This is a genomic window from Caballeronia mineralivorans PML1(12) (assembly GCF_001028175.1).
GTDB classification, from domain to species: Bacteria; Pseudomonadota; Gammaproteobacteria; order Burkholderiales; family Burkholderiaceae; genus Caballeronia; species Caballeronia mineralivorans.
This window is the reverse complement of sequence record NZ_AEJF01000249.1, coordinates 24,550-46,404: the sequence shown is the minus strand read 5'-3', so window position 1 is coordinate 46,404 and position 21,855 is coordinate 24,550. Positions and strand designations below refer to the sequence as shown.

Annotated in this window: 18 protein-coding genes; 4 read left to right on the top strand and 14 right to left on the bottom strand. The window is 62.5% G+C overall.

Annotated elements, in window-relative coordinates; all coding sequences use genetic code 11:
- Positions 1-31 precede the first annotated feature (31 nt).
- A complete protein-coding gene (locus EOS_RS47835; protein WP_047897912.1) occupies positions 32-238 on the bottom strand; it encodes a hypothetical protein in 207 nt (68 codons plus the stop codon).
- A 788-nt stretch (positions 239-1,026) separates the two neighbouring features.
- Here EOS_RS47835 and EOS_RS40780 point away from each other — a divergent pair.
- From EOS_RS40780 to EOS_RS40770, 3 genes are all read left to right on the top strand, one after another.
- Complete coding sequence (locus EOS_RS40780; RefSeq protein ID WP_053064236.1) at positions 1,027-2,475, top strand: APC family permease; 1,449 nt, start codon at positions 1,027-1,029, stop codon at positions 2,473-2,475.
- Entirely contained in the window at positions 2,476-4,293 is a 1,818-nt protein-coding gene (locus tag EOS_RS40775; RefSeq protein ID WP_082163720.1) for a bifunctional protein-serine/threonine kinase/phosphatase, read from the top strand.
- Between the two features lie 787 nt (positions 4,294-5,080).
- Positions 5,081-5,665 carry a hypothetical protein gene (locus EOS_RS40770; protein WP_053064234.1) on the top strand — a complete coding sequence of 195 codons (585 nt, stop codon included), beginning with the start codon at positions 5,081-5,083 and terminating at the stop codon, positions 5,663-5,665.
- Between the two features lie 467 nt (positions 5,666-6,132).
- Here EOS_RS40770 and EOS_RS40760 read toward each other — a convergent pair whose 3' ends face one another.
- From EOS_RS40760 to EOS_RS40705, 12 genes are all read right to left on the bottom strand, one after another.
- On the bottom strand, positions 6,133-6,903 hold the full coding sequence (locus tag EOS_RS40760) for an acyl-homoserine-lactone synthase (protein ID WP_063779140.1): 771 nt from the start codon (positions 6,901-6,903) through the stop codon (positions 6,133-6,135).
- A gap of 187 nt (positions 6,904-7,090) precedes the next feature.
- Complete coding sequence (locus EOS_RS40755; protein ID WP_087882070.1) at positions 7,091-7,882, bottom strand: LuxR family transcriptional regulator; 792 nt, start codon at positions 7,880-7,882, stop codon at positions 7,091-7,093.
- Between the two features lie 857 nt (positions 7,883-8,739).
- On the bottom strand, positions 8,740-9,666 hold the full coding sequence (locus EOS_RS40750) for a 3-oxoacyl-[acyl-carrier-protein] synthase III C-terminal domain-containing protein (protein WP_047897910.1): 927 nt from the start codon (positions 9,664-9,666) through the stop codon (positions 8,740-8,742).
- Positions 9,663-10,757, bottom strand: coding sequence for a 3-oxoacyl-[acyl-carrier-protein] synthase III C-terminal domain-containing protein (locus tag EOS_RS40745; RefSeq protein ID WP_047897909.1), 1,095 nt, complete (start codon positions 10,755-10,757; stop codon positions 9,663-9,665). The genes EOS_RS40750 and EOS_RS40745 overlap by 4 nt, the downstream gene beginning before the upstream one ends.
- Positions 10,754-11,347, bottom strand: a complete 594-nt coding sequence (locus tag EOS_RS40740) for a GNAT family N-acetyltransferase (protein ID WP_047897908.1) — start codon at positions 11,345-11,347, stop codon at positions 10,754-10,756. The genes EOS_RS40745 and EOS_RS40740 overlap by 4 nt, the downstream gene beginning before the upstream one ends.
- A complete protein-coding gene (locus tag EOS_RS40735; RefSeq protein WP_047897907.1) occupies positions 11,344-12,465 on the bottom strand; it encodes an acyl-CoA dehydrogenase family protein in 1,122 nt (373 codons plus the stop codon). Before EOS_RS40735 ends, EOS_RS40740 begins: the two co-directional genes overlap by 4 nt.
- Positions 12,466-12,497: 32 nt before the next feature.
- Complete coding sequence (locus EOS_RS40730; protein ID WP_047897906.1) at positions 12,498-13,706, bottom strand: pyridoxal-dependent decarboxylase, exosortase A system-associated; 1,209 nt, start codon at positions 13,704-13,706, stop codon at positions 12,498-12,500.
- Entirely contained in the window at positions 13,703-15,340 is a 1,638-nt protein-coding gene (locus EOS_RS40725) for an acyl-CoA ligase (AMP-forming), exosortase A system-associated (protein ID WP_047897905.1), read from the bottom strand. The genes EOS_RS40730 and EOS_RS40725 overlap by 4 nt, the downstream gene beginning before the upstream one ends.
- Before the next feature lie 67 nt (positions 15,341-15,407).
- Positions 15,408-16,355, bottom strand: coding sequence for a ketoacyl-ACP synthase III family protein (locus EOS_RS40720; protein ID WP_047897904.1), 948 nt, complete (start codon positions 16,353-16,355; stop codon positions 15,408-15,410).
- The gene (locus tag EOS_RS40715) at positions 16,342-17,409 is read right to left on the bottom strand and encodes a 3-oxoacyl-[acyl-carrier-protein] synthase III C-terminal domain-containing protein (protein WP_047897903.1); all 1,068 of its coding nucleotides are present in this window, start codon (positions 17,407-17,409) and stop codon (positions 16,342-16,344) included. Before EOS_RS40715 ends, EOS_RS40720 begins: the two co-directional genes overlap by 14 nt.
- A complete protein-coding gene (locus tag EOS_RS40710) occupies positions 17,393-17,671 on the bottom strand; it encodes an acyl carrier protein (RefSeq protein ID WP_047897902.1) in 279 nt (92 codons plus the stop codon). The genes EOS_RS40715 and EOS_RS40710 overlap by 17 nt, the downstream gene beginning before the upstream one ends.
- A gap of 65 nt (positions 17,672-17,736) precedes the next feature.
- A complete protein-coding gene (locus EOS_RS40705) occupies positions 17,737-18,972 on the bottom strand; it encodes an acyl-CoA dehydrogenase family protein (RefSeq protein WP_047897901.1) in 1,236 nt (411 codons plus the stop codon).
- A 227-nt stretch (positions 18,973-19,199) separates the two neighbouring features.
- Between EOS_RS40705 and EOS_RS40700 the strand changes: the two genes are divergently transcribed.
- Positions 19,200-20,036, top strand: coding sequence for a FadR/GntR family transcriptional regulator (locus EOS_RS40700; RefSeq protein ID WP_053064237.1), 837 nt, complete (start codon positions 19,200-19,202; stop codon positions 20,034-20,036).
- A 36-nt stretch (positions 20,037-20,072) separates the two neighbouring features.
- Here the strand turns inward: EOS_RS40700 and EOS_RS40695 are convergent, their stop codons facing one another.
- On the bottom strand, positions 20,073-21,497 hold the full coding sequence (locus EOS_RS40695; RefSeq protein WP_047897900.1) for an amidase family protein: 1,425 nt from the start codon (positions 21,495-21,497) through the stop codon (positions 20,073-20,075).
- Positions 21,498-21,855: the final 358 nt, after the last annotated feature.

Genomic DNA, 21,855 nt, shown 5'->3' with positions numbered 1-21,855 from the left:
ACGGCACTTACAGTAAGTCCGAATGCCACGATCAGGTCGAACGGCGTGCCGGTCGACACGGTTGCGGCGCTCCCAGCAAAACCAGCTTCGAGGCCCGGGTGAGCACCTCGGCGAGACCTTGCACGATGCGCAGGCTCAGTAGAAGGATCGGCGCCCAGATGCCTGTCGACGAATGATTGCGCAGCAATCCGATCGCGACGGTCGCGCGGCCCATGGTGACGAGCGAGACGAGCAACATCGACTTGCGTCCGAGCCGGATTTAGCAAATCCCGGCCGGATGGGGGCAGAAGGAGTGCCAAGGAAAAATGGTGGGTAAGAAATAGCGTCGGAATCGGCAGACTGGTCCGAGCATCGTCGGTCGCCGTGTCGGCTCCCTGGCGGGGCTCCGACTCAACAAGTCAAGGAATTGATGACTCAGGGCACGGGTTCGATTTTGTATAAGCGTTGCTTTTAACGCTGCTTAACCACGCACCCCGTTCTTGTGCAAAGTCGCACCAGCCGCAATGAAGATGTGCACCGCAGTCAAGCCAGTGAGCCCTTCAGCCTGAATATCGACAAAGGTTGGCTGCGTGCGAAGCGTTTATTGCAAGGAATTTTTGATTCCCGATATGAACATGGCATAAACGTTGCATTGGCTTACCCGTTGATCGTGACCGGAAACAGTAAGAGATCAGTTAGCACTCGACTGCGGATACACAAAGATCGACAGGATTTGAATGGGCGTCCTGACCAGACGCTCAGGACCGTGGGGTATCTCACCGTGGAACGTGAAGCGTGTCGCCAGATTGCCGAGGCGGGTTGCGCGTGAATAGTTTCACTCGGGGAAACTTTATTGCTCGCCAATAAAATTCCCGTTTGATTGAAGACAAGCCTGAAGCGCGCTGCAACCGGGTTCAAAAGCGTGTTGCATAGCTTGCTCACATGCGTTGCGTGTCGCTTTTTTAAACCACGATGGATGTTGTGCAGGGAGTGGCGGGGAACCTGGGCGCATTCAACTTTGATTCACCAATCCATAAGGAGCCCAACATGAGCACGCAGCAAAGCACTCCGCAAAGCAGCACGCAAGCAGCGCCGGCAGCATCCGGTGGCCTGCGCACCGGCACGTTAGGTTTTGCCGAGGTGATCGGCCAATCCATCGCGAACCTTTCTCCGACCTTCACACCGTCGATCAACGTGACCGCGATCGCGGCGCTGGCCGGCGCGGGGACCTGGTTGATTTATGGTCTTTCGACGCTCGGGCTGCTGCTGGTGAGCATGAGCATCATCGCGCTCTCAAGCCGGATCGCCTCGGCTGGTTCGTTCTTTATCTATATCGCGCGCGCGCTTGGGCCGATGGCGGGCGGCATTGCCGGCTGGGGCCTGATTGCGGCTTATGTGGGCACTGCGATGGGGGTTGGCGCCGCAGGCGTGATGTTCGTGCAGAACGCTTTTTCGGCCTGGGGCATCAATATCCCGTCGTGGGCGGTCTACACGATCTTTGTCGGCTTGGCCTGGTTCTTCTCGGCACGTGACGTGAAGCTCTCCTCGCGCCTGTCGCTGGGGATCGAAGCCGCTTCGGTGGTGATCGTGGGCGGTGTGCTGATCTATGTGCTCGCACTGCATCCGGACCATATCATCGACCATACGCAACTGGGGCTGCAGGGCGTGAGCGGCAAGGGCATGGCGCAGGGCATGGTGCTCGGCATCTTCTCGTACGTGGGTTTCGAAAGCGCGGCCTCGCTCGGCCAGGAAACCAAGAACCCGCTGCGCGTGATTCCGCGTGCGGTGATCTGGAGCGTGATCCTGTCGGGCCTGTTCTTTATGTTCGTGGCCTATTCGATGACGATCGCCTACCACGACGACGCAGCCAAGCTCGGCGCCGATTCGGCCGTGCTCAGCACCTTGCTCACGAGCGTCGGCGCCTCGCCGCTCGGCCCGGTGTTTTATCTCATCGCCTCGATCAGCGCGTTCTCGTGCGTGCTTGCGTGCATCAACTCGTCCAGCCGCCTGCTGTATTCGATGGGCCGCTACCAGTTCGTGCACCGTTCAATGGGCATGGTGCACCGCACGCACCAGACGCCGTACCTGGCCGTTGCGTTTTCCTCGATCGTGACCTTCGTGGTGTGTATTGCCATGCTCGGCACGGGTCCGCTCAACACCTTCGGCTATACCAGTACGTTTGCAACCTTTGGCTTCCTCGTCGTGTATTTCCTGGTCGCAATCGCGGCACCGGTTTATCTGAAGAAGCAGGGTGAGCTCAAGACGATCAACGTGGTGTGGGGCGTGCTCGGCGCACTGGCCATGGTCGGCGCGGTGATCGGCAGCGTGTATCCGGTGCCCGATTATCCGTATAACATCCTGCCCTATCTGTTCGTTGCGTATATGCTGGTTGGTGCAGTCTGGTTGATGATGCTCAAGAAGCGCTCGCCGCAGGTGCTCGAGAAGATCGAGCACGATCTGGAAACAAGCGACGTGATGACCCATGGCAAAAAGTAAATGACCGAACCCTTCTCCCTGGATAACTTGCCCGCACCGGACACGGTCCGGATGCCAGACGATCCAGAGGGGAGGGCCGCTAGCCGCCGCGCAATGGGCGGCCAGGAAATCGACCTGCAGTTGCGGCCGGAGCGCGGCGAGTGCGCCGCCCTTGAGATCGGTTGTGTCTCTTGCCCTGCCCGCGGCCGCGGGCAGGATCACATCAACGAAGACTACGTCGGCGTGATGCTCGGCGATCTGGCCGCGCGCGCCGCGCGTGGCAGTGTGATCGCCCTGGCCGATGGCATGAGCGGCAGCAAGGGCGGGCGGGTCGCGGCCGAACTGTCGGTGAGGACGTTTATCGATGCCTATTACGGGCTCCCCGACACCTTGCAGCCCGGCGTGGCCGCTGCGCGCGCGCTCGAGGCAATACACGGCTGGCTGCATCAGATCGGCCGGGTCGATCCCGCACTGAACCAGATGGCCGCGTCCTTTGCAGCGCTGATCGTGCGCCGCGCTACTGGGTATCTGGTGGCGGCCGGCGATGTGCGGCTCTATCTGCTGCGCGATGGCCAACTGACCCAGCTCGGCGACGACGACGTGGTGCCGGTCGCCTTCGGTTCTTATGTGGCGCATGCGGTCGGCATGCATCCCACACTGGTGACTCGCATCGAAACCCTTGAGCTGCGCGAGGGCGACCGCCTGCTGATGTGCTCCGACGGGCTCTATCGCCGAGTGCCGATGCGGGAGCTGCAGACAGTGCTGGCGGCGCGCAGCGGTGCGCTTGAAACTGCACGCCGGCTCGACGCGCTGGCGGTGACGCGCGGCTCGCAGGACGACGTGACGAGTGCGGTGGTCGATGTGGGCGGCCTGCCTTTGCTCGATACCAGTTATCTGGAGCGAGTGGTCGGCGCCTTGCCAATTCCGGCGGTGCCCGACGCCGGCAATGTTGTCGATGGATATCTGCTCAAGAGCGTATTGAGCGATGGCTTCTATTCGCGGATTTTCTCCGGCTACGATCTGGCCGATCCGAACACGCCGCTGGCGCTCAAGTTTCCCAAGCCGCGTGTCGAGCAAGACGAGAACGTGCGCCAGTCGATCGTGCGCGAGCGCTGGCTGGCCGGCAAGATCGGCGACGAAGGCGTGCTCGCGCCGATTCCGGTCGATGCCGACCGGCAAACCCGGCTTTATGTGGTGATGCCGCTCGGCGCCGGCGTCACGCTCGAAAAACTGCTGGCGGCGCCGCAGCCTATCGCGTTGCCACGTGCGCTTGAGATCGCGCGGCATCTGGGCCGTTCGATCTACGCGCTGAATCGCCGCAATATCTTCCATCGCGATATCAAACCCGAGAACGTGCTGGTGATCCAGGGCAATAGCACACTCCTGCTCGATCTTGGTTTCGGTTACATGCCGGGCATGCAGGTGCCGGGTCCCGACGCCGCACCGGGCTCGCCTGCGTATATGGCGCCCGAATTGATGAAAGGCTCGCAAGGCGATGCGCGCTCCGAGGTGTTCGCGTATGGCGTGACCCTGTACCGGTTGTTCAGCGGCGGCAAGCTGCCCTACGGCTTTAATGGCCGCGTGCCGCTCTATCAGTATCGGCCCGACGCGCCGCAATGGCTCGACCTGGTGCTGGAGAAAGCGCTGCAGCCCGATCCGGCGCGCAGGTATCAGGACGTGCTTGAAGTCTGCGCCGATCTCGAACGTTTTTCGAGCGGCCGAGACGCGATGGCGCCGGTTCGGCGCAAGCCCTTGCTCGAGAGCGATCCGGTGCTGTTCTGGCAGTTGGTCACGGTGCTGTTGCTGGCGCTGCTATTGTGGTCCTTGATGCGGCATTGAGCGGGGTTGGTGGCGGGGCCCGCCGCGCTACTCGGCGCAAGCCGCACGTCATTGCCCACGCCGAGGCCCGAGCTGCCGCCGTTCAAGCGCGGACGCAGTCAGCTCAACGACGGACTGGAGACGACCTGTGGCTAAATATGCTGCGAAGGCATAGCGTGTTTCCCAGACAGTCTTTGTTGTCACGAAGTACTTGTTAAAGCGGTTAGATGCAAAGACACCCTCGAAGAGCTCGACGCGCCTTGCAGAAAATTTGATGTCAGGAAGGCACAAATTTCAAACTGTAAGTATAACTAGGAAAGTGAAATATATTGAAATTTATCCGTCAGATGCAGCCGTTGGTGCTCGGTAATGTCCGTGACATTACCCGGTGTGAGAAAAGCTGAAATCCGGTCTGGACCATGCACGGATGGCTTGCGCATTTTGCTTCCCACTTGCGCACTACCTCCCTGATTTTGTAGTTGACAGAGGAGGTAGAAAGCTCGAAAAACGTGTCATTGACGCAATCATCATATTTAATCAACGATGCTAACGGTCTATTTGCTCTTCGCCCGGTTTCCCTGAAGCCGGAAAGCAGATCGGTTGTTGTCACCCGCGCAATGGTGATCAGCTACAGGTGGTCAGCTACAGGTGGTCAGCTACAACGATCTGGTCCACGTCAGGCATCGGTCAAGAAAATCACGGGGGTGAACTGCTTTCGGAGAGGTGAAGATTTCTTTCATCTTTTGGGCCGTGGGTCACAGATCACGGAGCAATACGGCGTCATGCTGCGCCCAGTGGGAGATGCATCATGGATCCACTTGGAAACGAATGGCAATTGACCGGCAGTGGTGGATGTAGCAGACCGGCCGGTAGCCCTGATGCTCTGCTTTGGCGCGCGCAACGTGCCGAAGCAGAATTCGCCCGACTGGAAAGCCAGTTGAAATCGAAGGAGCGTCAGGTGACTGAATTGCAGATGGCGCTGGCGCATTCTACTGCCCGACACTACGCGGTTGAGGATCGTTTGGAACGGGAACTCGAATGCTTGCGCGCCATGGTTCCGCCCGGAGGATGGATCGACCGTTTCACAGGGACCGCGCAGCGTCCGTGGGGCGATGGACTGCGTGACCCTGAAGGCGGCGTGATCATCCATCTGCCTTATGTCACCGCAGTGCTTTCAGTGCTGTTCGATGCGATATACCTATTCTGGAAAGACTACGACGCAGACAATCCCCCGAAGTCATCGACTGTGGCCCGCGCGATTGATGAGCGCCTTGACTTCAGGGCGCAGTCTAATGGCGAGGCATCTCGTAGCGGACAGGCTTACGCGTCAGCGATCAGGCCTGATTGTATAAAGGAGGCAGATAATCGGCATCACGTCCGTCGTCGCGTTTGACAAAGCGAAAAGGTAGGCTTGAGCCGAGATCTCTTTCGCGCGCAGACAAAGGAGATGAGCGCAAGGGCCGCACCCGATGAATTAACTCTCCCGCCGCTTATCGACTTGCCGGCCTTGCGGTATGCGTCGATGCGCTCCTCGAGCGCCGCGTTGTACAACTCACAGTGCAAGCGGATCCACGACGTGAGGCGTTCGGCCTCGCGTGCGTTGGGGTAGAGCTTGAAGGTGACTTTGCGGCGTTCCATGACGACGAGGCCTAGCGCAAGAAAACCAACGGTATGGGCGTACGTCGACGCGCCGGGCACTGAGGCGCACGCTCAAAAATCGGCAACCAAGGCAAAAGCCAAACCTGCCCGCTCGACCCCCTCCTGAGCGGTCGGCTTCGCCTTGGGTTCGCCAAGCAAACCCGCCGCTCGAGCAGGGGGAATGCGCGGGCATTTGTTCAGCAAAACTCGAAGGGCGTGCTGCTATCCGCCGCTGCCGCAGGGCAGTCTTGATCTACCTGCATGGCGCGCCTTGCCAGGGGGCGTCCGGTCATCTGACAGTGGCAGCAGTGCGGTACCCAAGCTTCCTGCGTCATCGACGCCCCCGGTGGTATCAGGCAACCGCGACTTTCCAAACCAATGTACTGACTTTATCAGTTCGCACGGATCGCAACCGAGTCGGCTGAAGGTGGCTGGGGAAAGTTCGATGGAGCAGGCGACGATGCTGGCGTTCCGGGCTGCGAGATCAGGATCGATGCGCTGCAGGGTGAGCCCCGAACGACGATACAGGCGTTCCACGGAGCGCGATACGACCCCGATCACGTCGGTTGCGCCGAATGACGCTGCAAGCGCGAGCGCATAGGGAAACAGCTGCATGCCGGGCGCGTTGCGCTCACTCGTATTGTCATCGCGCGATTTTTGGGGTGACCCAGCGAAGCGGGAAAGCTCCCAGAGCGTAGTCGATTCCCGGGGCGGCTCCGAGCCAAGGAGCTCTGGAAACACCTCCTTGAGCAGATATCGACCGGTTGTAGACATCAGCCTCGCGCAACCACAGATGCGACGTACCGGTGACAGCGCGACGATATGAACGGTAGCGCCGTCGTCGAACTGGTCCCACTCCGATGTCTGGTTGTCGGTTGAAGTCGGTAGCGTCCAGCCGAGGCGCCGGACGAAGACTTCATACCGGTATGCACCGAGTCCTGCCTGGATTTCTGGCGGCAGGTCTTCCAGTCTGCCTGCAGCGATGTAGGGCATCGTGTATCTCCCGCCGAAGTTGTTAGCTTCAACGGTAGGCGAGTCCAGAATGTCCTTGAACTAGGGAGTCAGGGAGGTTGCGGAAGCGAGCGGACCGGCCGTATACCAACGATAATGCCGGCGTCATTTCGCCGTCGACAGGGTTGACGGGAAAAGCGCTGGATCCTTCGCAGGGCGCAGCACGTCTTCAGGGGCGGATAAGTCCAAGCACAGCTGCCTTGACGGCGGCGGAGGTCCGGCTGTTGACGTTCAGGGCTTCCATGGCGGTGTCGATGTGATAATCCACTGTGTGCTGGGAAATGCCAAGCAGTTGACCGATGGTCCAGGAGGACTTGCCGCGCGCGACCCACGTCAGACATTCGCATTGGCGCGGCGTCAACCGTTGCGAGTCCGCTGCCGATTGATGTTTTCTCAGTCGCTCGAACTCGTAGTGAAACTGCGTACTGATCAAATGCGCCAGTCGCCGGGTGGCTTCCGCATTTACCACTGAAGCCTGTCCCGACAGATTGACAAGCAGGACGCGTCCCGTGGGTTCATGGATTGGAATGCTGATTCCGTTGGCCAGTCCTGCTTCGAGTGCTTCGTCAAGTACACGCTGTTCGAGCCGGTTCAGGTTGGCGATGTCGCGCCACCGGTACGGGGCCGTTTGAGTGAAAGCGGTGCGGTGAACCGGATCCACGAGGGCATAGCCGTTTTTCTGGTAATGCTGCACCCATTGATCCGGATAGTGTGCGCAGATCATCTCCAGCGCCGCTTCGGAGCAGGAAGCGCACTGTGCTCGCGAAAGCCTGCTGATCACGTAATGAGAAAATCCCAGGCACCGCGCGACACGGCCGAACGATGTGATCAGCGAAGGCAGGTCATTGGCACCCGCCAGCGGCGCGGTGAGCGCGCGAAGCGGTGATCGCGCGCCCTCCAGAACTGCTATTGGCCCGTGGGGGCTTCTAGAAGGACGGTGTCGAAGGAAGTAGATCATCATTGTTCGTTCCTGGACGTGCCTTTACCAAGAGGATCCACGAGGTCAAGTCGGGTGCGATGATTTCCCAGGATTACCTGCCCGTGGTGACGGAACCCGGTGCGCTTGTGCGCACCTTCGTGAAGTCGTCGCGTACGAACGGGTGTCTGCCGCAGTGCGCGCCCTGATGCGGCAAGTTTCCGTCGGGAGGATTCGATCGCAGACTGCGCGGACACGGAGCGTTGCCAATACGCGCGAGTGTCAGCTGTCGCCTGCGCAATTCCTTACGATCCGTTACGGCTCGAAGCGCTCGAACAAGGAGGTAACCTGGTTGGCGACGGTGGCAATGGAAGTAGGTTACATTGATAAATTGGATTCGTGTAGGGGCATATCTGCGAGTTCAACGGGCATCGCAGTGGTGCGTTGAGTGCCCTGCCGAGCGTAGCCAGCTACTTCTATACGCGTGCGAGAGCGGAGGCCGCTGCTGACGAAGAATTCTTGAATCATGTGGAGTGCCAAGAAATCTATGGTTTCTCTGTGTCAGTCGAACTGGACGCAGTGCGAACGTGTGTGATTGCACGGGTATGTGAGTCAAGCAGGAGATTGTTCCGGCGCGAGAGCGTGAGGTAGGACGTGCGTCGTTGCAGACTCAATCACAGGGCCGGGTCCATCTGTTCTCAGGGGGCGCAGGTCGACTACGTTTGAGTGCTGTCAGGAACGCCGGTGCCAAATGGGATTCTGGATGAGCCGATGCGTGCTGTTTGCTCGCCAAGCGACCGGGGATGCTAGATCCTTGGTTTAGCGAAGAGATTGTGTCCGGGTGAAGCAGCGGTCGTGGAGCATCTTGTCATCGGGCTGATTGGCGACGTCGCGCGAAAAGGCTAGCGCAGCAATAGCACCGCTGCGGAAAAGCCGCCGACACCATGCGCAAAGAGCAGGAACGGTCTGCCGGGCAGCAGCGCGGTGCAGTCAGTCAGGTTGATGATCGGGTCGCTCACGCTCACATGCGCGATACGGGAAAAGTTCTCAGTGCACAGGCGCTCTCGCGAAATACCCAGGGACGAAATCACACGGTGCCATGCCGGCAAGTCCAGATGGTGCGGCAGGATGCGCTGGAGCGTGGAGGGCTCAAGACCTGCGTCGCGGGCGACTGTCGTGATCAACTGACGAGCGCTCAGAAAATACTGTGCGGCGAGGCGCGAGTCCTCGTGTCCCAGTGCACCCTGCCAGGCGAGTCCGCTCGCGTGGGTGCGCACGGCGAGAAGCCGGTTGACCGGCGCGTCGCGCTCGATGAGCGCGGCACAGGCGCCGTCGCTCATCAGTCCGGCACCGTCCATCAGCCGCTCGGATGCAACCGGCATGGCGTCGGCCCCGACAAGCAGTACGCGCCTGAGCGTAGGGCGTGCGACGAACATCGCACGGATAACGCGCAATGCGCCGAGCGCAGACGCGCAATGCTGCTGGGCGAAGGAGAAGGCCTCAGCGTGCACAAACCCGAACGTGTCGCACAGGATCCGTGGCAGCGACATCGGCGGCGGGGCGACGCTGCCCTGCAGCGTATGCGTGTAGACCATACAGTCGAGCGTGTCGGGCGCAAGCCGCGATGACCGGATCATGGCGTCGATGGCTTTCGTCGCCATTGACGCGACGGATTCTCCCGCCGCGTCGTGGTAGTAGTGAACGCCGGCGCGTTCAAGCTGTGCCACGCAGGCTGCGGACTGCCCGCCTCGGCGAGCCCAGCTACGCACGTCATCGACCTTCTCCGGGAGGTAATACGCGGTGTGCGTGAGACCGACGCGAGCGCTCATGATTCGCCCGTTTGCGCCGAATCGGCGAAGTACCGTGCCGGGATCCCATCTGCTTCGAAGAGCGCACAACTGACGTAGCCACCAAGACCGATGCCCCAGGCGAGCACAAGTTCGCCGCGTCCTAACGGAAAGATATCGAGTGTTTCAGCGAGCCGCACGATGGATTCTGCTGTGCCGAGATAGGCGCGCCTGTCCGTCAGGCGACGCTCGGATGGCAGACCAAGCTGGCGCGACACTGCCTCGACGAGCGGCAGGTTGACGTGGTGCGCGATGACAGCGGCTATCTCGCCAGCACGACGGCCATGCTCGCGCAGCAGCGTGTCGATCAGGGCGAGCAGCGCCGGCGCGAAGATGGCATTCGTGTCGGTGAGCGATGCAGGCAGTCCGAACGGCGCGTCCGCGCGACAAAGCGGTTGGACTGCCGTATCAAGCAGCCGCAGCCCCTGCGTCGAGGGTGAGTCGCGCTCCAGGACGATCGCTCCCGCCGCATCGCCTTGCAAAGTCCAGCGACCGATGCGGCGGGCAAACGGATGACACCATTTCTCCGCGGCAACGATGAGTATTGCGCGCAACTCAGGTTCCGCGACGAGCAGGTCCGCAGCCAGGCGAAGTGCCGTAAACACCGACGCTCCCTGCTGCTGCGCGACGGCAAACGGAAAGCAGGGCTTGCCGATGGCTGCACGCAGTCTGCCGGCAGTGGTCGTGGAGACGTGTTCGTTGAGGCTGCTGTGACAGAACACGACGACGTCGATGCACGGTGCCTCGGGGGCACGTGCGGTGCAGATCGCTTGTACGATGTCGGCCGCAAGCCCCGACAGGTCGCGATCCTTCTCGACAGGTACGACATCGATGCCGGGTTGCGCAGCGATGCCAACTGCCGCAGCCCCCGGTGACGCTGAGGGCATATCTTCCGGTGGCGCTGTGAGTTGCTGCAGGTCCAGTCCGTACGCCGCGAACCAGTGCGGGTACACGAGGTGAGCCCATCCGGTGAGGGCCGTGGCGTTGAGCTTTTCCTCGATCTGAGACCACCTCGCCAAGGGCACAGCGGGCGGGACATAGGCCGCAACGGCCGTCACAACCGGCGCACTCATGGTCTGGAACCCTTGTCTGCAAGGTCCTCAGGCGTGAGGTCATAGAGTATTCGTCCGAACAACTCGCCACCCATGAGGTGGCAGGCCCGTTGCAGCCCGATGCGGCGAAAGCCGATGCGCTCGAGCAGACGCTGGGAACGCACGTTGTCCTGTACGGCCCAGGCGGTAATGCAATGCAGCCCGTATCGCGTGAATGTATCGTGAAGGACCCTGCTGGAGGCGTCGCATGTCATACCTGGGTACGTCGGGCGCGACCGATCGCGCAGCACCCAGAACGGGCCCGTGCCGAAGGCATGGGTCACATCGCTGACGGCCACAAGGCCACTTGCCAGCGCATGTCCGGTGCGACCGAACATGCGGATGTGATGCCGCTGGCTGTGCAGCATGAGGTGGAGCGCGAGCGTGGAGAGTTGCTGGCGCCCCAGGCCAAAATCGAACCACTGGCTGATCGCCGGTTGCGCGAGCCACGCTTGAATGGTGTTCACGTCGTCGCCATCCGGCTCGCGCAGCCAGCAGGCACTGGGTGTCGCCGCGCCGACGGTGCTGGCGGCATCGGGCCGCGCGCCTTGACCGGTTGTATGTGCGTTCATGGATGGGCTTCTCGTGGAGAAGGCAGGGGCGATGACGATGTGTACTGGCCAAGGGCCGTTTCCGTTTGCGAGAGCAGCAGGGCCAAACAGGGGGTCGTCTGGAAGCGCCCGGCAGGTGGCAGCCCTTCGACGTAGCCGTGCCCGCCGCACAGTTGCACGAGCTCGCGGCTGACGTCCATCGCTTCTGCGGCTACATGGCGCAGTAACTGCCGGATCAGGGTGTCCGGTGCCGGGAGGCCGCTCTTCGCCACGGCCCACAGGAAGAGCCGTGCGCCACGAGCGGAGATCAGCATGTCTGCAAGGCGGGCGGCGACGAGCTGATGGGTCGCCAAAGGCTTGCGGAACGACTGACGCGAAGCGGCATAGTCGAACGCGAACGCAACGCTTTGTTGCATGGCGCCCACCAGCAGTGCGCACAGGTAGAGACCGGTTTCGGCGAGCAACGTCCGTATAGCCTCGCTGTTTGCGCGGTCCGGGCCGCACGCGATGCGCGGGCAGGATGCGAGTTCGTCGGGGTCGAGCGTGATCTGCTCAAGCGCAAGAGTCTGCAGCGTCGCGATGCGGCTGCGTTGCCGTATGACGCGGCCCAGGTCGGGCGGCGCAACGAGCACCAGCAAGCGTTCGTCGGCGCGCTCATGCGGCAACAGCAAGGGCGCATCCGTGTGCCGATAGAGGACCCAGACCTTCCCGGCGACGTTGCCGGGTATCGCCAGACTGATCGAGGTAGAACCGTTAAAGTAGTCCTGGACCTGCCGTGCAGGCAGGCAGTCCAGCGCGTCGTGCTCGCGCAGGGCGATGAGCGCGGGCGCGCTGAGCGTTAATTCCGCGGCGCGCTCGAGCGGGCCGGCAGCGAACTGTTGGATGACCAGGTACAGATCAGTGTGGTCGATGGCGAGGCCACCCTGGTGCGTGGGCAGGATCATCGTGCCCAGATCGAGCTCGCCTGCGAGTCGCACCGTCTCCTCCCAGTGCGAAGGCGTCGCGGGTTGGGTGAGCAGCGGCGAGAGCCGCTTGCGCACGAACCGGTGTACGGCTTCGCAGAGCTGCTGCTGCTCTTTGCTCAGTGTCCACGAAAGGCTGGCCAGGTTCGCGGGCCTGGTGTCGCAGTGGGAAAGCATGAAGCGTCCTCCCTGATCGGATAACAACGGTGTCAGACGAGCATTTCGGCAGGCGGCGGGTGAGCGAGAAAATCAGTGGGGCTCGCGGAGCGGCCGTAGGCGCCTGACTGGAGCACGACGACGAGGTCGCCAATCGAGGTGGCAGGCAGATGCGCGCCATCGGCAATGCGGTCAAGTGGCGTACAGAGGCACCCGACCACGTGGGAGCGTTCCTGCGCGGGTTCGTCAAGCCGGTTGCCGATCAGCACGGGATAGTTGCGGCGCAGCACCTGTCCGAAGTTGCCCGACGCAGCGAGATGGTGATGGAGGCCTCCGTCGGTGATGAGAAATGTCTCGCCGCACGACACCTTGCGATCGACCACGCGGCACACATAAATGCCGGCTTCACCGACCAGATAGCGTCCCAGTTCCAGCACCACGCGCGTGCCGGGAAGACGCCGATGCAGCCCAGGCAGCCAGTCATGCATCGCTTCGCCAACGGCATCGAAATCGAGCGGATCTTCGCCCGGGAAATACGGGATGCCGAAGCCGCCACCGAGATTGATGAACGCTGGTGGCACCTCCAGGTTGTCGGCCAGCCGCATGACCAGTTCTGCGCTTTGCCGGTGCGCCTGAATGATGGTTGGTGCGTGAAGGCACTGGGAACCCCAGAAGACGTGAAAGCCGGCGAACGCGACCTCCTGGCGGGCGAGCTCAAGCAGTAACGCTGGAACGAGGCTGGCATCGACGCCGAAGGGCGCCGCGCCGCCACCCATGCGCATGCCCCCTTTGCCGATCTGGAAATCGGGATTCACGCGGATCGCAACGCATGGCCGTACGCCGAATTCCCAGCCGAGTGCAGTGACCAGACGCAACTGCGTCGCCGATTCGATGTGAATGACGACACCGGCCGCCACGGCGCGGCGCAGCTCGTCATGCGACTTGCCAGGACCGGCAAATCCGATCCGCTCAGGGCGCGTTCCCGCGTCGAGCGCGAGCATCATTTCGCCGGCCGACGCGACATCGAAGCCGTCGAGACGGGCCGCGAGATGATGAACCATGGCCGGCATCGGATTGGCCTTGATCGAGTAGTGCAGTTCGATGCCATGTGGAAGCGTCTGGCGTAGCGCGCGTATGCGGGCGTCCACGAGCGAGCGGTCGTAGACGTAGAAGGGCGTGTGTCCGGCACGCGCGGCAAGACGGCGCAGGTCGACGCCGCCGATCTGGAGCACACCTGCCTGTACGCTGAAGGGATGCGTCATGGCAGTGCCTCCCGGGAAGGGGCTTCCCGGCGACCCGGTGCGGCGCCCAGCTCGGCTCGCAGGGCAGCACGATCGAACTTGCCGTTGGGATTGCGCGGTAGCACTTCGCGGACAATGACGCGATTAGGGACCATGTAGGGAGGCAGGTGTTGCGCGCACCAGCCGCGCAAGGCCTCGGGGTCCAGCGATGTTGAGGGTGCAAAGGAGGTGACCAGCAGCACGATCGTCTCACCGAGTCTGTCGTCGGGTACGCCAAGAGCAACGGCTTCGGCGACCAGTCCGCTCGCGTGGACGACCTCCTCGATTTCCTCGGGGCTGATGCGGTAACCGGAACTTTTGATCTGCGCATCGTTGCGCGCGACAAAATAGAGAAAGCCGTCAGCGTCGCGCCGCACAAGATCGCCGGACCAGACGGCCGTGTCGCGGGGCGCGCCACCGGGTTTTAGCTCTGGCGAGGGCCGGTAGCGCAAGGCGGTGCGTGCGGCGTCGTTCCAGTAGCCAAGCGTGACGCAGGCGCCCACATGAACCAGTTCGCCGACCTCCTCTGGCCCGCAGGGGGAGCCGTCCTCGCGGACGACCAGAATGCGGGCGTTAGGTACAGCCTTGCCGATCGAGTCGGGGCGGTGGTCGACCTCTGCGGGATCGAGGTACGTGGAGCGAAACGCTTCGGTCAGACCGTACATCAGGTACGGTTCAGCCTGCGGGAAAAGCGCCCGCAAAGTCTGCAGGACGGGCAGCGGCAGGCGCCCGCCCGTATTGGCGAAATAACGCAGATGACGGCGCGCGGCTTCGGGCCACGTCGCGTGCGCAAGCTGCATCCACAGGGGCGGCACCCCTGTCATGCCCGTGATGCGTTCGCGCTCACAGGCAGCCATGACGTCCTGCGGCGTCAGGTAGTTGAGCAGTATCGCTGTGGCGTTCACAGCCCAGGCTGAGGTGAGCTGGTTGAGACCGGCATCGAAGCTGAGCGGCAATGCTGAGAGAATGCGGTCCGACGCGACGTGATGAAGGTAGTGCGCGACGCTCCAGCCACCTTCCAGCAGATTGCGATGACTGAGCATGACGCCCTTGGCCAAGCCAGTGGAGCCGGACGTGTAGAGGATGGCCGCCAGATCGGTGTCGATGCACGGAGCGGACTGTGAGGCGAGGCCCGTGCTGCGCTCCCCCGGCATGTGGTTCGAGCTGTTTCTCCCGGACCAGCGGTGACGAGCCGTTGTGCCGGACGGCAGTGGTGGGGTGCCGGCTGGGTCATCGACGATGAATATGTGTGGCACGCTCGCGAGTGCTTCCGCGCCGAGCAGCTCGGCGCGAACCGCAGAGGTGACGAGGCACCGTGCGTCGCAGTCCTGGAGGACGTGCATGACCTGGCGCGGTTTGAGAAGCGGGTTGACTGGCACAAAGACGCAGCCTGCGGCAACTGCCCCGAGCATCGAGGCGACGGTTTCGACCCGTTTGTCGAGGAAGATCGCGACACGATCGCCGCAGGATGTTCCGAGTGCACGCAACTGTGCGTCAAACCCGCGGCTGAGCGCGATGAGTGCGCGGTAGGTCAGACGCGTACGATCCACAACGAGCGCTTCGGCGTCGGGTGCGCGGCTCGCTGCTGCTTCTACCAGTTCCATGATGTTGTGCATCGTTGTACCTTGATAAGGAATACAAATGAATGAAGTCAGGGTCTGATACCTTTTTGTTCGAACCGATTCAGTGGCGCACCACCATGGCGCCGAAGCAGCCTGCAAGGCCGCTCGAGAACAGCAACGAGCGCTCGCCTACTACTTTTTCTTCGCTATCCTGGAAATTGATGAACGGGTCGGCGCCGAATACATGGCCGATGCGCGCAAAGTTGTGCGTGAAGAGCCGGCTCTGCGCAATGCCGAGCATGGCCATGAGCCGACGCCAGCCGGGCAGATTGACGTGATGAGGCAGCACGCACGTGATCTGGTCCGCGTGTATGCCGGCCTGTCTGAGTGCTGCGCGCATCGTCGTGAACGCGGACCAGTAGTACCTGTCATCGAGGACGGGCTGGATGTCATCGTCCATCGCGCGAAAGAAGCGTCCGTCCGTGTACAGGTACAGGCTCTCGATACGGTTGCAGGTGCCGCCGCGCTCGAGAAGCAGGGCGCAGGCGCCGTCGCTGTGAAGCGCAAGGTTCTGGATGGCGCGCAGATGGTCGCACCCTGGGCCAATCAGGTCGGCGCACACGACGATGGCCCGCACGATCGCGCTGTTTTGCGCCATCAATGCACGCAGGGTGCGAATAGCGGCAAACGGTGAGACGCAGTTCTGCTGCGCAACCGAAAACGCCAGTGCACCGTCGAGCCCCGTCGCGGACTGGATCAGGTGGGCTGTGCCGGCGGGTGGTGCGATGATGCTGCTCTGGATCGTATGGGTGTAGATGAGCGCATCGATGGAGTCTGGCGTGACGCGCGTGGCTGCGAGCAGTGTGCGCACCGCGTGGGTCGCAAGGTCAGCGGGCGACTTGCCGGCTGCGTCGTGGAAACACCGCGTACCGCTATCCAAGAGCGCTGCGGCACGCCGGGCGGACTGCCCGCAGCGGGCTGCCCACGCATGCGCATCGACGATCTTGTCGGGCAGGCAGTATGCGACGCCGGAAAGCGCGAGCGCGGGCAGGTGTTCAGGTGCGCACATGCTCGCCTCCACGGAATTGCAGCAATACGCAGGCGGCTTGTCCCTGGAAGCCTGCTGACCAGGCGAGGATGTATTGCCCGGGATGCGGCCTGATGCCGCGCAGCAAGCGGTCGAGATTGGCCGGTGTATCGGCGGCACAGAGGTAGCCGGTGCTGCTCGCATCGCCCAGCACGGTACGTGCGGATGATATGCCGCACTGGGCGCTGATGTCGCGTGCCAGCGTCCGGTTCAGGTGTGCGGGCAACACCCAGTCGATTGCAGCAGGACTGACGCCTGCCTGCAGACAGGTTTCATCGATTACACCGGTCAGTGTGGCCGTGTCGATCCAGGCGAGGCGACGCTCGACACCGGGTGATACCGCTGGTGTGCGGACGGTGAGGCCCCGCACGCTCCAGCCCGTTTCGGCACCGGTTTGCACAAGCACCGCTGCTGCGCCGTCGCCCAGCGCCGTCAGCGCGCCGATCGTGCGCTGAAACGGGGGGCGCCAGCGCTCGGCTGCCACGATCAGCACGGTTCGGGTTTGCGCGTCCGTGGCCATCAACGCCGCTGCGACCTTGAGCGCCATCACGAAAGATACGCCTTGAAGCTGTCCGAGCGCGAAGGGCGCCTTGCCCTGTCCCAGTTCGCAGTGAAGTCGGCAGGCACACGAGAGCGTGAGGTCGTGTTCGAAACTGCCCTGACAGACGATTATCTGGTCGATCGTGTCAGCGCCCGCGTGATGACCCGCCGTGGCGAGAAGCCGGCGGGCGACGTGTAGCGCCATGTCCGAGAGCATGAGCTCCCGTTCGACGGCGACCGTCAGGATGCCGCTCGCGTCGGGCGGTGTTGCTAGGTCGTCGGCGTCCGCCGGCCCAGCGGGATACTCGGTCTGTCGCCAATGTATCGTGTCTGCATAGACCGATTGCATGAGTGCTTCGCGCGCGTCTGCCATCTGCTCGAGCAACTCGGGCGCATGTCCGGAGAGCGCGATCAACGGGACCCGTGAAACCGGGATGTAACTTGCTGTCGCCACGATGCAGGCATCCGGCGCGTCGGTATCAGGTGCGGCAGACATGGGATTGCACGAACGCTGTGAGGTTCGCGAAGCTCAGGAACAGGTCGGACGACAGGTCCTCGGGAGCGAGGGTGAAATTGAAGTGTTTTTCGATTCCGAGCAGCAGTTCGGTCATGTTCATCGAGTCGATACCGATGTCGAAGAGATTGGTGTCGTCCTGCACCAGGTCGGCCTGGACGGTGCTGCCAAGTATGGACAGCAGACACGCCTTCAGGGTGGCGGCAATGTCGTTGCGTTCGGGGGATGTGGCGTCAGACGTCATGACGGTCTCCAGATGTTGCGTCAACAGGAAATGAACGAGGGAAGACGGCGGGCGTAGCGGTTCGTTCAGGGCACGGACAGGGCGCTTCCCCAGATGAAATCGCGTGGCATGCGCTGGGCTGCGCGGGCGATCATGAGTCGCTGCAGGTCGCCTGTGCCTTCCATGATGTCGTACGCCTTCGCGTCACGATAGCTCTGCTCGAGTGCCGGATGGGCCGCAATGCCTTCCAGCCCGGCAAGCTCGAGGGCCTCACGCGTGATGTGCGCAGCGATGCGAGACGCGTACGCCTTGGTGATGGTCGCGTCCATCGAGGTGGCCAACTGACGGTCGGCTTGCCACGCGGTGTGATGACAGAGAAGGCGCGCCGCGGTGATCCTGCGGTCGATGCCGAGGAGACGGTCGTTCACGTCGGCGACGCGCAGATGCGGGCTCGCCGGCAAACCGCCGGCGTCGAAGAACGTGGCAAGCTCGTCGCGTACGCGCCGGCAGGTGCCGATCATGATCGAGGACAGCAGCGGACGGAAATAGTCCCATGCCTGCTGTGCGCCGGAGAACGCGTCGTGGAGGGGATGCTCATCGTCCCGCCTGAGCAGCGCTTTCGCAGGCAGTTCGCAGTCTGTGAAGGTGAGGACTGCGAGCTGGCTTGCGCGCAGTCCTATCATTCGCTCGATGCGACTGACAACGAGTCCCGGTGTGTCGCCAGGCACGAGGAATGCGCGGATGCCGTAGCGTCCTTGTCGACGGTTCACTGTGGCGAAGGCGACGATGCAATTGGCGCGTGCACCATTGGTGATGAAGCATTTGGTGCCGTTCAGACGCCATCCCTGCGCGGTTTCGGTCGCCGTCATCCGCATGGCGGTCGCGTCAGATCCGCAGTCGGGCTCCGTGATGGCGAACGCGCCCCAGCGCGGTGTGTCGTTGTCGAAGCGCCGGAAGAATGCCGCCTGCTGCCGGGGACTTGCGAGCGCGAGTATGGGCGGCGCGGCAAGGCCCGGGCCGGGCAGCGCGAGGGCCAGACCCGCATCGGCATGGCCAAGATATTCCATGAGCACCGTGCGCGACACGAGCGATTGCACAGCAGCGCATCCGCCGTGTTCGACCGGTACGAGGTTCAGGTTGAGTGCGCGCGCCTCGCATGCCTTCCACAGGGCCTCTGGAATCTGCCCGCTCGCGTCCGCCAGTTGGCCCTCGCTGCGCATGCTCCGGGCCAGCCGGTCCAGATGCAGGCGATGAGCGGCGAGCCCTGCGCGGATTTCCTCGAACGTCGGATCACACGGCAACGAGCGGGACGGATTGACCATGAGTGGTTCCCCGGGGACGGATCGGTTGTGGATTGAAGCATCACCCACAAGCGGCGATGACATGGGTGTCGTTACGGCGTAAAGCGTAGGTGGCGCCAGGGTACTCGCGCTACCTACTGACATTGGGAGGGGTGTCTTGCCGCATAACCCGGCGCTTGAACCGCCCGATGACGGATAATGCGCGTTTGCAACCGACCCTCAAATCGCCAACGACAGGTGCGACGCGCATGGCAGCACGACGACAGACGAAAGAAAAGAAACCCTTGCCTCAGCCCGACAGAAGAGGACCCCGCACGACGAAGCGGGGCGATCAGGTGGCGGAGCTGATCAAGGGCTGGATCACGGATGGCAGGGTGCGTCCGGGGATGCGGCTGAGCAAGGAAGCCGAGCTGCAGCAGGCGTTCAACGTGAGCCGCGGCTCGATGCGCGACGCGCTCAAAGCGCTCGAGGTACAGGGACTGGTGACGCTGAGCACGGGGCCGGAGGGTGGCGCGACGATCACCGAGGTGCCGCTGGAACGGGCGTTCCTGAGCCTACAGAACTACCTGTTCTTTCAACGTGTCAGTCTTGAGGACATCTATGCGGCGCGCCGGGCGCTTGAACCACTGCTCGCGGCGGGCGCCGTGGCGCATCTGACGGCAGGTGACTTCGAAGCACTGGAGCGTAGTATCGAAGTATGCGAGCCGTTTGCGGCAAGCCACGAGCACGCACTCGACCAGCGTCACGAGGACATCCATTTCCATGACGTGCTCGCAGCGGCCAACCCGAATGCGTTTCTGCGCTGCCTGTGCCAGATCATCAACCAGATGCTGCATAGTCTGGTTGTCGTCGCGGGCAACGTGACGCAGCGGGACTATCAGGCATTCGGCCGGGCGACTGTGGCCGCGCACCGGGAGATTCTTGAGGCAGCGAGACGCCGTGACGCCGAGTCCGTTAGCAGGCTCATGCAGGAACACATGGAGCAGGCCGAAGCGCAATTGCGCAAGGTGCACGCGGCACTACGCCAGAAGCTCGTGGTCGATTCCGATCTTGGATTGCACGCGAGAAGACGAAGGCCGCAGTAGCGCGCCATGCGGGGGAGCCGTGCCGATCCGTTTACCTTATGAGGGAGTTCTGCCATGTCCGGCCGCGCGAAACCCGCGGGCCAGTTCTGGCAGCGGCGCGCGTCCGAAAGCCTGTTCGAACACGTGACAGGCCCACAGGACGAGCGCATCGGCATGGCGGGCGCCGACAATCTGCACGCCGACAGGAAGACCCGAGTCGGTCATGCCACCGTAGACACTTGCCGCGGGCAAGCCCGACTGATTGCACCAGGCCGTGAAATGCGGAAAGAGTGCGTTGCCCGCAGGCAGTCCGTCAAGCGGCATCGCCACGCATGGATACACGGGGCAGATGAGGATGTCGTGCTGCTCAAAGAATGCGTTCACCGAGGCGCCGAGTTCGCCGCGCTCGACCAGCGCGCCCAGAAGGGCCTCACGCGAAATATCATTTCCCGCATGTGCGTATGCCTGCAGCGACGGGTCGAGTTGGGTACCCCCGTCCGGCATGCTGCGAGCAAGCTGATTGCAGCACGCCGGCCACAGGGTGGCATGGATTGCATTGCTGCGTGCAACGCCGGGCGGGTCCGCACGTTGCACGTTCGCTCCCAGTTCGCGAAACACTTCGCCAGCGCGCGTGACGGTGTCATAGACGTTCGATTCGATATCTACCGGTAGTCCCAGCGTGGGGCTAAGAGCAATACGAATGCCGCCAGGCGCGAGCCGGCATCGCAGTCCCTGCTCATAATCGCTGCCTTCAAACGGCAGCGCGTACCAGTCGCGGCTATCCGGTCGGCTGATCACCGTCATGATGCGCGCAGCGTCCTCGACGCAACGAGTCATCGGTCCGATGTGGCTCAGTAAAGCAAAGGGGCCGCGCGGCGCGTGCGGCACGCGTCCGAAGCTTGGCTTGAATCCGAAGGTTCCGGTAAATGCAGCCGGAATCCGGATGGAGCCACCGCCGTCAGTCCCGATTGCGGCGGGCGCCATGCCCAGGGCGACGGCAACAGCAGCTCCGCCGCTGCTGCCGCCTGGTGTGCAGTCCAGGTGCCACGGGTTGCGCGTGAGGCCGGTCAACGGGCTGTCAGTCACGATTTTGTGCGCGAAATCGGGCAGCGTGGTTTTGCCAAAGCAGATGGCCCCGGCCTCGCGCAGTCGCGCAACGCAGGGGCTATCGCTTTGCGAGGCGTGCGTCGGGGTCGTCAGTGAGCCGTAGCGGGTCGCCATGCCGGCGACGGCCACGTTGTCCTTGATGCTGACCGGTATGCCGTCGAGTGGGCCAAACGGCGAGCGACGTTGCCACCGGTGCTCGGAGGCACGTGCCATGTCGAGCGCATCGTCGGCGATCTGGCAGAACGCGTTGACTGCCGGATCGAAGGTGCGGATGCGCGTGAGAACCTGCTTCATCACGTCAACGGGCGAGGCGGTGCCAGTCTGGTAGAGCGTGGTCAGTTCCAGAACGGTGAGGTCGCACAACTCGCTACTCATGGTGCCTCCTGTTAATTATAAGGAATAACCTTATGTGCGACTCGGAAGCTTGTCAAGCTTGCCCAATCAAACGAGATTCGTCAGGATATTTAAGGGTAAACTCCAATTTTTTTGTCATTGACCACACCATTCGAACTGGCGTAGATTAATAACAATAAATTGATGTGAACGCCATTCGTCCGAGCGAGGCTGTGCATTACACGTGACGAGAGTCTGTGTCCTTGACATGACAGGTGTTTGTCGAGCAATCGACAGTGACGGGAGGTTGGAACAGCAGAAGCGCTTCGCTCGCGCGGCGGACGGGTGCTGAAGCCGGTCGGTTATCGCGGGACACGCCGTGCGATTGCCCGTCGCATTG

What these genes read in the sequence shown, in the direction of transcription:
- EOS_RS47835 (WP_047897912.1), bottom strand. Translation starts at nt 238, where the DNA reads ATGTTGCTCGTCTCGCTCGTCACCATGGGCCGCGCGACCGTCGCGATC.
- EOS_RS40780 (WP_053064236.1), top strand. Translation starts at nt 1,027, where the DNA reads ATGAGCACGCAGCAAAGCACTCCGCAAAGCAGCACGCAAGCAGCGCCG.
- EOS_RS40775 (WP_082163720.1), top strand. Translation starts at nt 2,476, where the DNA reads ATGACCGAACCCTTCTCCCTGGATAACTTGCCCGCACCGGACACGGTC.
- EOS_RS40770 (WP_053064234.1), top strand. Translation starts at nt 5,081, where the DNA reads ATGGATCCACTTGGAAACGAATGGCAATTGACCGGCAGTGGTGGATGT.
- EOS_RS40760 (WP_063779140.1), bottom strand. Translation starts at nt 6,903, where the DNA reads ATGCCCTACATCGCTGCAGGCAGACTGGAAGACCTGCCGCCAGAAATC.
- EOS_RS40755 (WP_087882070.1), bottom strand. Translation starts at nt 7,882, where the DNA reads ATGATGATCTACTTCCTTCGACACCGTCCTTCTAGAAGCCCCCACGGG.
- EOS_RS40750 (WP_047897910.1), bottom strand. Translation starts at nt 9,666, where the DNA reads ATGAGCGCTCGCGTCGGTCTCACGCACACCGCGTATTACCTCCCGGAG.
- EOS_RS40745 (WP_047897909.1), bottom strand. Translation starts at nt 10,757, where the DNA reads ATGAGTGCGCCGGTTGTGACGGCCGTTGCGGCCTATGTCCCGCCCGCT.
- EOS_RS40740 (WP_047897908.1), bottom strand. Translation starts at nt 11,347, where the DNA reads ATGAACGCACATACAACCGGTCAAGGCGCGCGGCCCGATGCCGCCAGC.
- EOS_RS40735 (WP_047897907.1), bottom strand. Translation starts at nt 12,465, where the DNA reads ATGCTTTCCCACTGCGACACCAGGCCCGCGAACCTGGCCAGCCTTTCG.
- EOS_RS40730 (WP_047897906.1), bottom strand. Translation starts at nt 13,706, where the DNA reads ATGACGCATCCCTTCAGCGTACAGGCAGGTGTGCTCCAGATCGGCGGC.
- EOS_RS40725 (WP_047897905.1), bottom strand. Translation starts at nt 15,340, where the DNA reads ATGCACAACATCATGGAACTGGTAGAAGCAGCAGCGAGCCGCGCACCC.
- EOS_RS40720 (WP_047897904.1), bottom strand. Translation starts at nt 16,355, where the DNA reads ATGTGCGCACCTGAACACCTGCCCGCGCTCGCGCTTTCCGGCGTCGCA.
- EOS_RS40715 (WP_047897903.1), bottom strand. Translation starts at nt 17,409, where the DNA reads ATGTCTGCCGCACCTGATACCGACGCGCCGGATGCCTGCATCGTGGCG.
- EOS_RS40710 (WP_047897902.1), bottom strand. Translation starts at nt 17,671, where the DNA reads ATGACGTCTGACGCCACATCCCCCGAACGCAACGACATTGCCGCCACC.
- EOS_RS40705 (WP_047897901.1), bottom strand. Translation starts at nt 18,972, where the DNA reads ATGGTCAATCCGTCCCGCTCGTTGCCGTGTGATCCGACGTTCGAGGAA.
- EOS_RS40700 (WP_053064237.1), top strand. Translation starts at nt 19,200, where the DNA reads ATGGCAGCACGACGACAGACGAAAGAAAAGAAACCCTTGCCTCAGCCC.
- EOS_RS40695 (WP_047897900.1), bottom strand. Translation starts at nt 21,497, where the DNA reads ATGAGTAGCGAGTTGTGCGACCTCACCGTTCTGGAACTGACCACGCTC.